This window comes from Paenibacillus sp. MCAF9, from assembly GCF_052114265.1.
Taxonomy (GTDB): Bacteria; Bacillota; Bacilli; order Paenibacillales; family Paenibacillaceae; genus Pristimantibacillus.
On sequence record NZ_JBFREL010000003.1, the window covers coordinates 77,008 to 92,041 of the forward strand.

Consider the following 15,034-nt stretch of genomic DNA (forward strand, 5'->3'; position numbering starts at 1 on the left):
GCTGAAGCCGCTTTGACGGAGAAAAATAAGATAAGGATGAGAAAATGATCTTCATTCTTCTATTGAACAAAAGGATGCTAAGAAGTGATTTCCACTTCTACGCATCCTTTTGTTTGCCTGTTATTGTGGCCTTGTATTCACTTCAAATATCCATATTTTACCTTGTTTATCAATGCCGTAATCAAACCCTAGCTGGCCAATTCCGGGGTACTTGGCTTCAAGCACATTTGTCGATAATACGGTAAGCTCACGCATCTTCCGCTTCTTTTCCCCTACCTGTGCTGAAGATAGGGATCTGCTAATCCCGTCTGCTGCTGAAACCAATGTGCCGCCTCGGCATAAATTAGTTACGAACAGCCCTTTTCTAGCAATTCGCCCTACAATTGCACGATAGACCCAGCCGCTCTCCGTCTTCACATATTTTACTCGGTAATCAATAGGCCTGCCGTCCACCGTTGCCAAATATATCCCTTTTTGAATAATATAAGCACGGCCTTTACGTTGATTGTTAAGCGATCCTACTAAAGCTGCAAAACTAGCGAATCGTTTCATCTGCGAATAATAAGTATAGGTATACCCATCGCCGTCTCGCGTAACCTTAATAACGCCGTGTCCGCCAGCACCGACTACTGGCTTAACAACAACCATTTGATGTGTATCCAACATGCTTCTGAGGTTATTGGCCGTAAATCTCCTAGTTGGAGGAATATGCGGTGCGATGCTGGAATGAGAAAGCAGTATTGCCGTCTTAGCCCATTTGCTAGCTAATTGCCTACCCTGATTATCACCCAATGAAATCTTTCCCCTTTCCTACCTCTTCATCCATAGCATATGACAGAACACTATCTGCCTCTTGGATGAATGACATAGGTTAGGAGCCTTTATTACCAAGCTTACCAACAATCGCTAGCCATTTGCCTCGTTTCGTATCCGTAGAACCTTTTACTGGACCAATATTCGTAATCCGTACTGGTTTAATTCCACAAAATTGAAGTGTCGCATTCTTCATTGCGCGATGCCCTGGCTGACCGTATACAAAGCGGTTGTACCATACTGGCGTATCCAGTGTAACGATCAAGCGAGCTGTTTTGCCAGACAACAGCTTATCCCACAATATAGAGCCTTCGCGATATTTAAAAGCAAAGCCTGGCAACAGCACCCGATCCAAAAAACCTTTGAGCAAAGCCGGCTGCGTTCCCCACCAAGTCGGATAAATAAAGACGAGATGATCCGCCCACTTGATCGATGCTTGAGCTTCTAGCAAATCCGGTTCAAGCTCTGTACGCTTCGCATAGCCGAAGGCAAGATTAGGATTAAAGCTTAGCTCATGCAGCTGTATGATTCGAACCTCTGCGCCGCCCTGCACCGCGCCGTCAGCATAAGCCTTTGCCAAAGAGCTGCAATAGCTGGTAGGGTTGGGATTTCCTTGAATGATAAGTATTTTTTTGTTTGAGCTCATTTTGGCTCCACCACCGTTTCAGTTAATAAAATAATTGCAAGAAAACTAATCATCGGTACTTATCCTTGTCGTGATTATCTTTGACACTATTCAGAAGTTCCGTCTTGTAAAATGAGCAGCATAAATTTATAAAAATCTTCTTTCTCGAATGCACGAGCTGGTGATGAAAGCGTGTCGGCTAACATAATGTTCCGAACGCACATGCCGTATGACAGCATTACGCCTTGCTCCGCTGCTTTACGCGCATCCACGGTTTGAGCAATGAGACCCTCTTTTTGTCCGCTTTCTATCCACTCTAGCAAGGTCGCTGTTGAACGCTCGTGAAATTGCTGCAGAACACTTGCAATACCTGGCTTATCCTTCTGACTAAGCAGATAAGTTAAGATTTGATTAGCTACACTATCCTTCTGCTGAAGCTGATCAAGCCCCTCAGTAATAGCAAGCAATGGAGCTGTAAGACTGCAGCTTTTCTCTATCGTAAGCAGGAAGGAATCATTAATGAGCTCCACTTGCGAAGACAATATAAGTCCAAAAAGCTCTTCTTTGCTTTTTACATAATGATAGATAGCACCTTTGGACAATCCGGTACTAAGCATAATTTGCTGCAATGTGGTATGTCGGCAGCCTTTTTCCTGAATGAGCTGCTCTGCTGTTTCCAACAATAATTTATAACTCGCATTTGCAGTGTAATCTACCATAAGCAGCCTCCTTTATTATTAATTGTTTATTATGAGTTGCAATCGACGATAACTTATTTAGAAGGACAGCAGACCGTCGGTCGGTTTGTTGATGTCTTTATAATACAGACCGCCGGTCGGTTTGTAAAGTGGTATCTTATTTTTTCTTTTCACAAAAAAACCGGCAAGCAGCCCTTTAAGGATTGCTTGCCGGTTTTCTCTAATTTATTTGCCTGATTGTTTCTCGAGTGCTGCCTTAAGCTTATCTGCCAAGCTATTGGACATCGACGTATTATCGCTGTACTGTTCAATCAGTTTCTGGTTTTGCTTGCGATTCACTTTGCCGCTTTGCTTATCGCCAAGCATTTCGATGACATTGCATGGTTTGCATTGTGCAAATTTCCCTGCTTTGCCGTCTTTAATCTCCATTTTCTTATGGCATTGCGGGCAGCGCTTATTGGAGAGCATTGGCTCTGCTGAACGGCGATAGCCGCATTCACGATCTGAGCAGACGAGCGATTTGCCTCGTTTTCCGTTAATTTCGAGCAACGGCTTCTCGCATTCAGGACAGCGTGAATGGGTCAAATTATGCGGTTTATATTCCTTCGTCTCTGCAATAACCTCAGAAACCCATTTCGCAGCCTGCTGTCTGACATTTTTCATAAAGGCAGCCGGGTCGCCTTTACCTTTCGCAATGCGCTCCAGCTCCTGCTCCCATTTTGCTGTTAAATCAGGACTTCTAAGCTCGTTTACTACGAGTTCAATCAGCTGCTTTCCTTTACCCGTTGGCATCAGCTTGTTTTGCGTCCGAGTTATCGTATCTGTTCCGAGCAGCTTTTCAATAATATCAGCTCTTGTTGCCGGTGTTCCAAGACTGTGCTTCTCCATGCGAGTAAGCAGTGTCGCTTCTGTATAGCGTGCTGGTGGCATTGTGCGAAGCTCGCGTACCTTTTCCTGCTTCACAGGGAGCGATTGTCCGATGGATAGCGGCGGAAGCAGCTGAGCAGGCTGTCCGTCGGACTTCCCTTGACCTGAGCCCGCTCCGTCTTCGTCATCCTCATCTTGAACGGAAGAATAAGCATCTGATTGATAAATTTCCTTCCAGCCCTTTTCTTTCTCGATCTTTCCTTTTGCGTATAATATATCCTTGCCTACAGCAAGCACGACACTCGTCTCATCGTAGCGATAAGGTCCATAAAATAATGAAATAAACCGTTTTACGATTAAATCGTATAATCTGCGCTCATCATTGCTTAGAGCAGACAGATTTACGAATTGTTCTGTAGGAATAATAGCATGATGATCTGTTACTTTACTGTCATCTACAATTCGCTTCGTTATTGGAAGCTGCATTCTGACAAGCTTGCGAGCCAGCTGTGTGTAAGGCCCAACAGCGATGCTCTCTAACCGTCCCTTTAAGGTAGGAACCATATCGCTCGACAAATATCTGGAATCTGTACGCGGATACGTAACCAGCTTATGCTGCTCGTAAAGCTTCTGAAGCACGTTGGACGTTTGTTTGGCCGAGAAGCCCAGTCGTTTATTTGCATCTCGCTGCAGCTCAGTAAGGTCATAGGCCTGAGGATGCGGCTCCGATTTCTCCAAGGTGCGAAGCTTGCTTACTTTTGCAGTTCCCTGCTTGATACGAGCGGCGATCGCATCAGCATCAGCACGGCTCCATACTCTTCCATCATGTGCATCCTGCTCCCGCCAATGCGCAGAGAATGAGCCAAAATCAGCGGACACATTCCAATATGGCTGTGATTGAAACGATTGTATTTCTTGTTCCCGCTCCATCAGCATGGCAAGCGTTGGCGTTTGCACGCGTCCAGCTGCTAGCTGTGCGTTGTATTTGGTCGTTAATGCTCTCGTCACGTTTAATCCAATCAACCAATCCGCTTCTGCTCGGCAAACGGCCGAAGCATACAAATTGTTATAGTCCTTGCCTGGCTTCAAGGTGTTGAAGCCGTCCTTTATCGCTTTGTCCGTCTGAGATGAGATCCAAAGACGCTTAAACGGCTTGCGCCAATGAACAAGCTCCATAATCCAACGAGCTACTAACTCGCCTTCTCGGCCAGCATCAGTAGCGATGATAAGCTCACTAATATCTTGCCGTTTACAAAGCTGAGCTACTGTGCGATATTGCTGTGATGTTTCCTTCATAATTTTTAAATTCATTTTTGGCGGGAGCAGCGGCAAATCTTCCAAATTCCAAGTTTTATATTTCGGATCGTAATCCTCAGGTTCAGCCAGTGTCACCAAATGTCCCAGCGCCCAAGTTACAACATATTTAGGGCCTTCCATGTAGCCTTTATGTTTCTGTCCGCAGCCGAGTACACGGGCTATTTCCTTCGCCACACTCGGTTTTTCTGCCAGTACAAGCGATTTCATTCGGATTATTCGCTCCATTCCATTTAGATGCCTCATTCGCATCAATCATTATGACGAAACGATACCATAGGCTCGCAGCCTGCGCAACGCCTGCAGCCTTAACTCCCAGCATGCTGTAAAACGTTTATGCATCGATTTCGCATCCTTACTATCGTATTGAAACACTTGGCGATTAGCAATCTATTCCTGCTATTCTTATGAATTTTACTGCTATATTCTCGGTGTGATATAGTAGGTTCAGCTTATAAGAAAGCAGATTAAGAGCTAGGGAGCGTTGATGGATGAAGCTGCGTGTTGTTGCTATTGTTTTTGGTGTTTTGCTCTTATACAGCGGCATTTCCTTCTATATTGGCTGGAATGGGTGGCTGTTCTTATCTCATTTATTCCATTTAGAAAATGCGACTGTATATACGATCATTGCTAGTGTCATTGCATTTTCGTACATTATCGGCCGGCTCGCTTACCGTGCGCCTTTTAAACCGGTTGCCGAGGTACTGAAGCTGATTGGTTCCTACTGGTTTGCCGTATTGGAATATGCCGTAATCATTTTGCCGCCTGCCAATCTTGTTGCCCTTATCTTAAAAGCAGCGGGCGCTGAAAAATCAATTTATATTGTCGGTGTAGGCGGACTGGCCTTCCTTATTATGGCTGTACTCCTTATCCGCGGTTCATGGAATGCATGGAGTCCGATTGTTCGAACCTATCACGTTCAAGTGCCAAAGCCTGCTGGAAAATTGAAGAAGCTGCGCATCGCAATGGCTTCTGATCTTCATTTGGGTACAATCGTAGGCAATCGGCATTTAGTTAGGCTGGTGAATAAGGTTAAAGAAATTCAGCCGGATCTTATCCTGCTTCCTGGCGATATTCTTGATGATGATATTGAGCCTTTTCTACGCAAAAACATGTCAACCGAACTTGGTAAGCTCAAAGCGCCACTAGGCGTTTACGCCGTAACTGGAAATCATGAATACATTGGCAGGAAAGTGCCGGAATTTATTGCGGCAATGGATGCAATCGGCATTCGCGTCCTTATGGACGAGACGGCGCTCATTGCTGACAGCTTCTATGTCATCGGTCGTAAAGATAAGGCGGCTGCGGGATTCAGCGGTAAAGGAAGGCTACCTATTCAGGAGCTTGTCGCTCCTCTAGATCAATCCAGGCCGCTGATCATGCTCGATCATCAGCCTTCCGACATCGCAAGCGCAGCAGATAACGGCATCGACATCTCCGTATCCGGCCACACCCATCGCGGCCAGATGATGCCTAATCATCTGATTACGAGAAAGCTGTTTGAGCTCGATTGGGGTTATTTAAAAAAAGGCGGACTGCATGCCATCGTATCATCAGGCTTCGGTACTTGGGGACCGCCGGTACGAATTGGCAGCCGGTCTGAGGTTATTCATATCGAGGTAGAATTCACAACCGTCTAAAAGGTTGACGAAAATAGCGGCAGCAATGATGTAAACCACTCTCATTTCCGGCTAATCAGCCTATAATGAGGGTATAAACACATTTGCTGCCGCTATTTTTATAGCTTTATAGTATGCTCCGAGTTACGACTATATCGGTTTGAATGTCCATTAATTAACGATTAATCTACATCAGCAATCCGCCATTCAGCACCTTTTTCCTTGCTCTTTCGAAACACATACACTGAGCTTCCACCGCTATCTTCATTGTTCCTGATCTCCGAAACTTGAACGACAGCCTCAAACAACGACTTTTGCTCTTTAATAGCTATTGGTTGTTCGACCTTTATGCTTGTAATGGTGAATCCGGTAAAGCCGCTTGAATCTTCGCGTGACTTGCGTGCACTTTCCGTGTATAAGCTTAAAAAATCATCCCATTTTTTCTCATGCAAATACTTTATTCGCAAATTAATTAGCTCGATAAGCGGCTTCTCTTCTTCCGTGAAAGCTGAGCTTTCCAAATAAGCTGGCTCTAGTGCTTCGTTATTCGGCGACTCGGACGACTGTATAGGAATGGGAGTTGGAGACTCGATTATAGGTGATGGCGACATGTTCTGTGTATTCTGCTGTTCTCCGTCTAGTTGCTCGTCTGCTCCTTCTTTGCCAGAACCACTCACCGAATACGCATCTTCCAGCAAAATCCAAATCTTCTTCGTGGATGATTTCCCTAATCGATAAAGCGTTCCCGTGTCACCCGGCTTCATGAAATTCCCATGCTCGCTGCTCTTCGATATCCAAAGAAGGTAACGCGAGTCCCCTAAGATTACAGAATAGGGTGGTGCCGCGATATCGACCTTTCCCTTCATTTGCTTTCCAAATCGGAACGCATATTCGAATGCTCGAATGGACTCCCGATCCTCCCACACCACTTGCGAGGTCGGCTCTGCCTGCTCGAAATCAAGCATGCGCTGGACGGTAACCTGATTCTCATTTACCCGAAACAAAAACATCAAAATTGCAGCAGCCACAACTACGACGCCAACCAGAATTATGTAGCCACGTTTCAAATGCACACTTCCTTTCTCCAAAAAATTTCACCCGTTGCTACCTGTTATTTCGTGTCCGATATAATAAATAGATAAATCTAGTGCGATAACCATTAAGACGAAGGTCCATGGTAAAAGGTTCCATACATAGGTCCATGTTGTGCCATAAACTGTTCCGGTCAGCCAAATATAGGAGGAGCTGGCAGAATGGGCAGGGCTGAACACAAGCATAAATGTCGTCATCGCCGACAATAAGGAAGCCACACCTATGCCGACTAATACGAGGCGAAAGGGATTTACACCTTTATTCCAAGCAATCAAATAAACAAGAAGAAAGGCGCAAAAAGCCGTCGATCATTCCAGCAGCTGGGAGCCATATTTAAGGACTATTGCCACGCGAGTTAATAAGGATCGTCAAGCAGAACGCATCATTCGGTAAATGATCATGGCCGAGCAGGACGCAAGAAAAAAGCTTGCTTCGGTTACAAAACAAGGAAAATGGGCAATTATAAGATTGCTGCCAAATAATTGCCGCCTTTATGGAAATAGTGAACATACCTTTACGGATTTATTTTACGATCGCTTGCAGTTCCAATGTGATGAGCGCATCACGCATCCCATTTACAAAAACAATGCGCTTGAGCACATTATCCCGATTCATGAGAATGGGATCCTTGGGGCCCCTTTGGGCGTGAACATATGATTCGTAAAACGAAACGTTATTTCATCAAAAATGCTACTAATGCATATTGACAAATAATTATTTTTGTGGTATAATATAATATTTTACTATTTACATACATTTTAACTACTGGTACGATGTTACTTGAAATGAGCAACTCACCTGCAGCAAAAACTTCTAAACAGTAGCGGAGGGTTAAAATGAACATTGCAATCGGCGTTAATATGATGCCAATATCAGCGGTCATGATGGGTCGAATGGAAACGATTTATCCCACTTTAATTTGGGATAACGACACCGTGATCTTGGTGGATACTGGCTATCCGGGGCAGCTGCCATTAATAAAGGAGCAAATGGAGCGTGCTGGACTTGCGTTTGAGCGTCTTAACAAAATCATTATTACCCATCAAGACCTTGATCACATTGGAAGCTTGCCTGCAATTTTACAGGAATTGCCTCATAAGGCGGAGGTGCTTGCGGACAAAGTAGAAGCTCCTTACATTCAAGGTGAAGCACATTTGCTCAAAGTTACTCCAGAATCGATTGAGCAAGCTGTCAAAGCCTTGCCGGCAGAGGTGCCTGAGGAATGGCGAGCCGCATTCAGGAAGACGCTTGAAAATCCGCCTAAAGCGAATGTCGATGTTATCATTACGGATGGGCAGCAATTGCCGTATTGCGGAGGAATTATCGTCATTGGCACTCCTGGGCATACGCCCGGACATCTTAGCCTTTATCATACTGCTAGCAAAACGTTGATTGCAGCTGATGCTCTAATCGTTGAAAACGACCAGCTGCTAGGTCCGACACCACATTATTGTCTCGACCCGGATACCGCAAAAAAATCCATCAAAAAATTAACGCAATACGACATAAACACAGTCATCTGCTACCATGGCGGGTTATATTCTGATCATGTGAATGAGCGGATTTTAGAGCTCGCTGCCGAATAGCGAATAAGGGAGCTGCCAACGCAATCGACGTTGACAGCTCCCTTTTATATATGTCTACAATCCGCCAGCCAGCGCTTTTTTCAAAAACTGTCCTGTATAGGAAGCAGCAACAGCCGCTACTTGCTCTGGCGTTCCTGCTGCGACAAGATTGCCGCCTGCTGCACCGCCTTCGGGCCCTATATCGATGACCCAATCGGATTCCCGAATTAGTTCCAAGCTATGCTCAACCAGAACGACCGTATTGCCGGCATCCACTAATTTATTGAGTAGAGCAAGCAGCTGTTCAACGTCCGCTAGATGCAAGCCCGTTGTTGGCTCATCCAGCAAATAAAGGGTATGTTTGTTCGATCTCTTGTTCAGCTCCTTAGCCAGCTTAATTCGCTGACCTTCCCCGCCTGACAACGTTTTTACCGACTGTCCCCACTGCAGATAACCTAACCCCACTTCACACAGCAGCTCGGTCATGCTCGCAATTTTTGCTTTATTTTTAAACACAGCTCGGCTTTCTTCAACCGTCATATTAAGCAAATCCGATATCGAATAACCCTCGTAGGTGACTCTCAGCACTTCATCTTTGAATCGTTTTCCTTTGCAAGCCGTGCAGCGAATTTCAAGATTAGGGAGAAAACTCATGTCTACCGATAATACGCCAAGTCCTTGGCAAGTCTCGCAGCGTCCCCCTGGTGTATTGAATGAAAAATGCTTCGAGGTAAGCTGATTGCGCTTCGCTTCTGGCAGCCCTGCATATAAATTTCGCAGCTGTGTAAATACTTCTGTATAAGTCGCAATATTTGAGCGCTGCATACGGCCTAATGGTGACTGATCGACCGTAATTTGATTTCCGATATGCTCAAAGCCCGCTATGCTGTCGCAACCCGCAATACGCGGTTTCCCCTGCCCTCCCTCCGCAAGCAAATCAAATAACAAGGTCGATTTGCCTGAGCCTGACACTCCCGTCACCGAGATGAGACAGCCAAGCGGAAAAGCAACGTCAAACCCTTTCAAATTACGAGCATGCGCATGGACAATCGACAGTTGTTTACCGTCGCCTGACCTTCTTGTCCGTACCGCCGCTGGCAAGCTTTCCTGACGCAAATAAGAACCTGTAACGGAACTCTCACTTGCGATCAGCTCCTCCAAGCTGCCTTCGCCAACGACCGTCCCACCTAAATATCCTGCTCCTGGACCGATATCGATAATATGATCTGCAGCTCTCATGACCTCGATATCATGCTCAATAACGAGTACCGTGTTGCCCAAATCACGAAGCTGCATGAGAACGCGAAGCAAACCTGCTGTATCGCGCGGATGTAGACCTGTTGTTGGCTCATCCAATATATAGAGTACACCAGTAAGTCCAGACCCAAGGAGTGACGCTAATCGCAGACGCTGAGCTTCCCCGCCTGACAGGGAGACGGTCTGCCGATCGAGAGATAAATAACTAAGCCCAACATCGATGATTCTCTCCAAACGTATCGGCATATCGGTCATGACTGGCGCAAGCAGCGGCCGTCCATGAGGAGGCACAGCATCCTGAAGCTGCTTGGTCCAAGTAAGCAATTCCTCCAATGACCAAGTGGATACTTCTGATATCGAAGCCCCTGCCACTAAAGCTGACCGGCTTTCTTTTTTTAGACGCATGCCCTTGCAATCCGTACACCCATCTTGCTTAAAATAATCGTTTTCCTTTTCTGCTGCCCCTTGCTCGCTTTCCTTCTCTTTATACCTTCTCCACATTCCAGTTACAATGCCTTCGAACTTGCCTTTTCCGACTGTTTTTGGCGGCGCGGCAAGAGGAAAATGCCTCATGAATGCATCGCTCTCCACGCCGTAATAAAGCAGATCACGCTGGATTTCCGTATAATCCTTTAATGGCAGGTCGAGATCAAATGTAAATCCATAATGGTTCCCTGCAGCCTTTAAAATGACAGCATAATATTCGAGTTGTACTTCGTACAGGTAAGTCACACAGCCGCCGCGGAAACTCAGCTCTTGATTGAATACCGCTTCTAAGTCAAGCGTGGCAACATGTCCTAACCCACTGCAGGTTTCGCAGGCTCCCTCCGGCTTATTGAATGAAAAATGAGCCATTCCGAGCTTCTCATGTTCCTTATTGCAGCCCGGGCATACGATCGTCTGGCGTCCCTCCTCTTCCTCTACAGCTGCGAAATCATTCTCTTCATCGAATACAGGCGGTATAGTTGTACCGCAGTTGCTGCATTTACGGCTGCTAAGCCTAGAGTAGACAAAACGCAAATACGTATAAATATCTGTAACCGTACCAACCGTAGAACGCGGATTGCGATTGGTGACGTGCTGACCAATGCTGATGGAAGGAGAAAGTCCAGCAATCGATTCCACCTTCGGCTTGCTTATCGAATCCGATACCATCCCCATTGACTCCATATACTGCCTCTGACATTCCCTTTGCAGTGTGTCCATGGCAAGCGTTGATTTGCCGGAGCCTGAGGGCCCTGTCAACACAACCAATTTGTATTTGGGGATTGAGAGTGAAATGTTTTTCAAGTTATTTTCGCGTGCACCTGTAATGACTATCGTATCGTTCATGCATGTCCTCCTCATTGACAATAAATTTTTGGGGTAAGCAACGCTTCGCCTATTTAGAGCTCTTTTCCAGCATTTATTCCAGCATACTACATTGATGCAAGTGAGAAGGTTACGCAAATAAACACCCTATTTAAACCCGTTTCGTTGACAAAAAGGTTCTCATGGTTGTTTAATGTTTTTAGAAAATGTTCGGAGGTGTTTTTTTGTGATTATTCGACCGATTGATATTGCCAGGAGATTAAATATTAGTACTAACGCGTTGAGGCACTACGAGGATTGGGGCATCATTCCACCCGTTGAACGAGGGACAAACGGTTATCGCATATATACAGCAGAACACGTCGCTTACTTTGAGTGCATAAGAGCGATGAATGAAGGTTTTGGAATGACGCTTACCAAAGCAGTGATGATTAAATTGATTGATGGCGAGATTGATGAAGCGTTGTGGCTTGTAAACAGCGCACAGGCAGAGCTTCACCGTGACAAAACGATCGCCGATAAAACGATTCTTGCGCTGGAGACAGATGAAATTCATTTGCTGCATAAAGCAAGGAAAAGAAAAGGGATGACCATTGGGGAAGTATCCGAGGCAACAACCATACCTAGCTCCGCTATTCGTCACTGGGAGAAGATGGGTCTCCTTATTGTTAATCGCAACAAGGAAAATGGTTACCGCATCTTCAGTCCAGCAAATCTKCGTCAAATCTTAATTATTCGCACCTTCAAGGCGGCGGTATGGTCGCTTGAGATCATTCAGCAGGTGCTGAAAGAGGTTGATGATAACCAGGTAGAAAATGCGATAAAAATAGCGCGTGAATCGATGCAATTTCTAAATCGAGTCAATAGAAACCAACTGCTCGGAGCCCATTCTTTGTATAAGCTTCTGCTCGCCATTGAACAAAAACATTAATCATTAGCACAGATCGCTGACATAGGAAGCTGCACTTGAGCGAAGCAGATCGATTAAATCATCGTTCATGTATTCGAATTCATCTGGTATATGAAGACAGATTAGCTGCTTGCCCGAAAGCTCATGCCCAAACTTGCTTTGCAGCCTTCGAATATGTTTTTTCTCCATTGTAAAAATATAATCAGCCCAGCCAATATGACCTGCTGTCACCTTAATCCGGGCATTCTCTTCCGTACCAGCAGACCTCACCTCATGGCCGCCAACACCTTGAAAAATCGTTTCCGCAGTCAAGCTTCGCCACTTGTTTCTGCTGCATACAAACAATAGATTTATCGAGAACACACTCCTCATTGATATTTAATTTATTGGTCAACCAGTTCAAGCAAATTACTCAGCTCATGATATAGCTCCAGCTCCGACAATACGCGCTTGCAGCGTCTAAGCATCAGTCTGTCATCCAAAATTAACTTCTTGTGCTGCGCATCACGAAGGAAAGCAAGCTTTCTCTCTGCGCTCGCATCTTCAACAATAGCATCGAGCGCCCGCCTATCATCCCAATTAATAGAAAGCGGCCCTTCAGCGGTATAATCAACCTGACCCGAAAGCGGTACAACGCCAATCGAATCCAGCGTCTGCATACAAATTGCTTGTGCCCTTTCCTCACGTACACTTTGGATATACTGTTCCAAGTCAGTAATTTCACGCAGTCCAAAAAGCTCTTTCAGCCTTTGCAGCGCCGCTGACTGCTCCTCCGCCAAGCTTTCATTTTTCTGCTCTCGCATCTTTTTAAAGAAATCATCAAATGACGCAGGATTATTATACAGTAGACTTCTATCCGTAATAATAAGACGAAGGAAATCCTTAATGTTTTTGGCAACAAGCCATATTTCCGAGTCAAAATCCATTGGCGATACGACAGCTATATAAGCTTGCTCCAAATCTTTGACAGCTCCGAAATCCGTTACAAAGCAATAATGAATGCCATCACAACCAGAGCTGGCAAAAGGAATAAAATCGGGCGGCGTACATGAATAGCGAAAGTCATATTTTTGCATGATTAGCCCCAGCTCTAGATCCATTGCTCTTCCGAGCTCAGTCTCCAGCTCGTACAGCTGATTAATCGCCTGCGGCACCTCGTAGTTGCCATATTGCCGATGAATACGCGGCTTATCCCATTTTTGTTCCGTTTTGACGATCGGCCCAAATGATATTTTCGATGGCAAATTCGCCCTATCGATGCTGGCGTAGGCTTGAATGATATCCGGTACGTATTCACGAGTCAGTTTATGCCCAGACAGAATTTGGTACAGCTGCGTAAGGTCATCTTCTTCCCACGCCGACAAGCTCTCCAACGATATGCCTCCCTTATGACCGGATAAACGCACAATAATCGCATCAAACTGTGCGCGGTTATCCTCCTTTACGAACGCATATTCTTCCAAAATGAAAGCAATCATCGATTGTTTATCCATGCTCAGCTCCATCTCCCTATCGTAAATACGATTCAGTATTTTAGGCATTTAATGCTAATTATACCAAATGAATCAGTCGAGAAGTTGTTCCGTAAGTCAGGAGAGCCTTTTTTCCTCGAGTCGGAAATTTTGTTTATAGTCGCTGTCGCTCCGATTTTAGCCAAAGCATTAATAAAATACGCTTTGGAGCTTCCGGCAGCGGAGGGCGTTGCAGGCTTAGAGGAGCCTGGCTTCTTGGTGCTGTCCGAGCAGCTTCAATTAAATTCCTCCAAAGATGCTGCCCGCCGCTGGCTTTCCGCCTTAAGAGGCTTAGAGAAAATAGAAGGCGATACACTGCCAAGACCAATCAGAGCTATTTGCTTTCGGGCGCTGGCGAAGCCAGCCTCTTCAGCGGATGAAACAAAGTCAGCAGAGCAGCGCTTAGGGATTCACGCAGTCTAAGCTCCATTAACAAAACAAAGCAGGGACTGTCCCAAACGCAGATAAATCTACGTTTAAGACAGCCCCTGCATTATTCCGCTTACCCTTGTTCAATCGCACTTGGGTCCATATACACCAGTTCCCATAGATGATTATTTATATCTTGAAAGCTCCAGTTATACATAAAGCCATGGTCTATTGGATCTTTAGCAGGTTTACCGCCTGCTTCCAAAGCCTTATTCACGATTTCATTCACTTGCTCTCTGCTTTCGGCGGACAAAGCCACTATGACCTCAGCTGTTTTCGATGAATCTGCAATTTCTTTATCAATAAACGTTTGGAAGTATTGCTCAACCAGCAGCATAGCAAAAATATTAGGTCCGATGATCATACAGGTAGCTTTCTCATCCGTAAATTGAGGGTTGAACTCAAACCCTAATTTAGTAAAAAAATCGACTGTCTTATTCAAATCTTTAATCGGTAAATTCACAAAGATGTTTGCGGACTGAAAAGCCATAACCTATCACCTCTTAATTAGAATGCCCTGCATGTGATTCGTCACTATCATAATAACCTATATTCTAGCTTTATTACTAGTGAATGATCGTTTGACGATTTCTTTTTTCATACCAATACACGCTCATTAATAAGCCGTTTCTTGCTTACTTTTCCGTTTTGCCTTCAAAAAACAAAGGACGCTTGCATTCATGAGTTCTCTCCAGCTTGTCAATTTCGACTGCGATTTCCTGAAGCCAAACCTCATCACCTGTCATGCTCGCCATATAGCCAAAATTATATTGTTCGGCAAGTCTTTGTGCATACCTGGCATTCAATTTCATGCAGGCGTTTAGCTCTGAGCTTTCTTGCTCCGTTAAGCTCCGTTTCTCCTGCAGCAGCCACAGCTCAGCAAGGCGCCAATGAACATTCATCATATCGATCATTCCCATCGTTCTATTAATGACCTTCACCTCTATTCTTTCCCAGTCGTAGCCAAAATAATCTCCTTGCTATTAAAACTCACAAAAAATTAATAGATTTGCTATAAAAAAA

The 15,034-nt window shown here is 45.1% G+C and carries 14 protein-coding genes and 1 pseudogene; 4 read left to right on the plus strand and 11 right to left on the minus strand.

What is annotated here, in order from left to right:
- Positions 1-120: 120 nt before the first annotated feature.
- From AB4Z45_RS05815 to AB4Z45_RS05830, 4 genes are all read right to left on the minus strand, one after another.
- Positions 121-792, minus strand: a complete 672-nt coding sequence (locus AB4Z45_RS05815) for a YheC/YheD family protein (protein WP_441908291.1) — start codon at positions 790-792, stop codon at positions 121-123.
- 79 nt (positions 793-871) lie between these two features.
- Positions 872-1,459 (minus strand): NAD(P)H-dependent oxidoreductase, encoded by a 588-nt coding sequence (locus AB4Z45_RS05820; RefSeq protein ID WP_441908292.1) that lies wholly within the window; start codon positions 1,457-1,459, stop codon positions 872-874.
- 86 nt (positions 1,460-1,545) lie between these two features.
- Positions 1,546-2,157 carry a TetR/AcrR family transcriptional regulator gene (locus AB4Z45_RS05825; protein WP_441908293.1) on the minus strand — a complete coding sequence of 204 codons (612 nt, stop codon included), beginning with the start codon at positions 2,155-2,157 and terminating at the stop codon, positions 1,546-1,548.
- Positions 2,158-2,361: 204 nt separating this feature from the next.
- A complete protein-coding gene (locus AB4Z45_RS05830; protein ID WP_441908605.1) occupies positions 2,362-4,527 on the minus strand; it encodes a DNA topoisomerase III in 2,166 nt (721 codons plus the stop codon).
- Positions 4,528-4,808: 281 nt separating this feature from the next.
- On the opposite strand from AB4Z45_RS05830, the gene AB4Z45_RS05835 reads away from it, so the two are divergent.
- Positions 4,809-5,957, plus strand: a complete 1,149-nt coding sequence (locus tag AB4Z45_RS05835) for a metallophosphoesterase (protein WP_441908294.1) — start codon at positions 4,809-4,811, stop codon at positions 5,955-5,957.
- A gap of 161 nt (positions 5,958-6,118) precedes the next feature.
- On the opposite strand, the gene AB4Z45_RS05840 is transcribed toward AB4Z45_RS05835, so the two are convergent.
- Together AB4Z45_RS05840 and AB4Z45_RS05845 are read right to left on the minus strand one after the other, a co-directional pair.
- Positions 6,119-7,009, minus strand: coding sequence for a hypothetical protein (locus AB4Z45_RS05840; RefSeq protein WP_441908295.1), 891 nt, complete (start codon positions 7,007-7,009; stop codon positions 6,119-6,121).
- Positions 7,010-7,030: 21 nt separating this feature from the next.
- A pseudogene (locus AB4Z45_RS05845) lies at positions 7,031-7,318 on the minus strand (iron chelate uptake ABC transporter family permease subunit); the annotation flags it as partial.
- A gap of 546 nt (positions 7,319-7,864) precedes the next feature.
- Between AB4Z45_RS05845 and AB4Z45_RS05850 the strand changes: the two are divergent.
- A complete protein-coding gene (locus tag AB4Z45_RS05850) occupies positions 7,865-8,614 on the plus strand; it encodes an MBL fold metallo-hydrolase (RefSeq protein ID WP_441908296.1) in 750 nt (249 codons plus the stop codon).
- A gap of 54 nt (positions 8,615-8,668) precedes the next feature.
- Here AB4Z45_RS05850 and uvrA read toward each other — a convergent pair whose 3' ends face one another.
- Positions 8,669-11,182: an excinuclease ABC subunit UvrA gene (uvrA, locus tag AB4Z45_RS05855; protein WP_441908297.1), complete on the minus strand. Its 2,514-nt coding sequence runs from the start codon at positions 11,180-11,182 to the stop codon at positions 8,669-8,671.
- Positions 11,183-11,387: 205 nt separating this feature from the next.
- Between uvrA and AB4Z45_RS05860 the strand changes: the two genes are divergently transcribed.
- A complete protein-coding gene (locus AB4Z45_RS05860; RefSeq protein ID WP_441908298.1) occupies positions 11,388-12,092 on the plus strand; it encodes a MerR family transcriptional regulator in 705 nt (234 codons plus the stop codon).
- A 3-nt stretch (positions 12,093-12,095) separates the two neighbouring features.
- On the opposite strand, the gene AB4Z45_RS05865 is transcribed toward AB4Z45_RS05860, so the two are convergent.
- Together AB4Z45_RS05865 and AB4Z45_RS05870 are read right to left on the minus strand one after the other, a co-directional pair.
- Positions 12,096-12,425, minus strand: a complete 330-nt coding sequence (locus AB4Z45_RS05865) for a low molecular weight protein tyrosine phosphatase family protein (RefSeq protein ID WP_441908606.1) — start codon at positions 12,423-12,425, stop codon at positions 12,096-12,098.
- 29 nt (positions 12,426-12,454) lie between these two features.
- Positions 12,455-13,564 carry a hypothetical protein gene (locus tag AB4Z45_RS05870; RefSeq protein ID WP_441908299.1) on the minus strand — a complete coding sequence of 370 codons (1,110 nt, stop codon included), beginning with the start codon at positions 13,562-13,564 and terminating at the stop codon, positions 12,455-12,457.
- A 51-nt stretch (positions 13,565-13,615) separates the two neighbouring features.
- Between AB4Z45_RS05870 and AB4Z45_RS05875 the strand changes: the two genes are divergently transcribed.
- Entirely contained in the window at positions 13,616-14,005 is a 390-nt protein-coding gene (locus AB4Z45_RS05875) for a hypothetical protein (protein WP_441908300.1), read from the plus strand.
- A 79-nt stretch (positions 14,006-14,084) separates the two neighbouring features.
- Here the strand turns inward: AB4Z45_RS05875 and AB4Z45_RS05880 are convergent, their stop codons facing one another.
- The gene (locus AB4Z45_RS05880; protein WP_441908301.1) at positions 14,085-14,501 is read right to left on the minus strand and encodes a VOC family protein; all 417 of its coding nucleotides are present in this window, start codon (positions 14,499-14,501) and stop codon (positions 14,085-14,087) included.
- A 145-nt stretch (positions 14,502-14,646) separates the two neighbouring features.
- On the minus strand, positions 14,647-14,952 hold the full coding sequence (locus AB4Z45_RS05885) for a DUF7667 family protein (RefSeq protein ID WP_441908302.1): 306 nt from the start codon (positions 14,950-14,952) through the stop codon (positions 14,647-14,649).
- Positions 14,953-15,034: the final 82 nt, after the last annotated feature.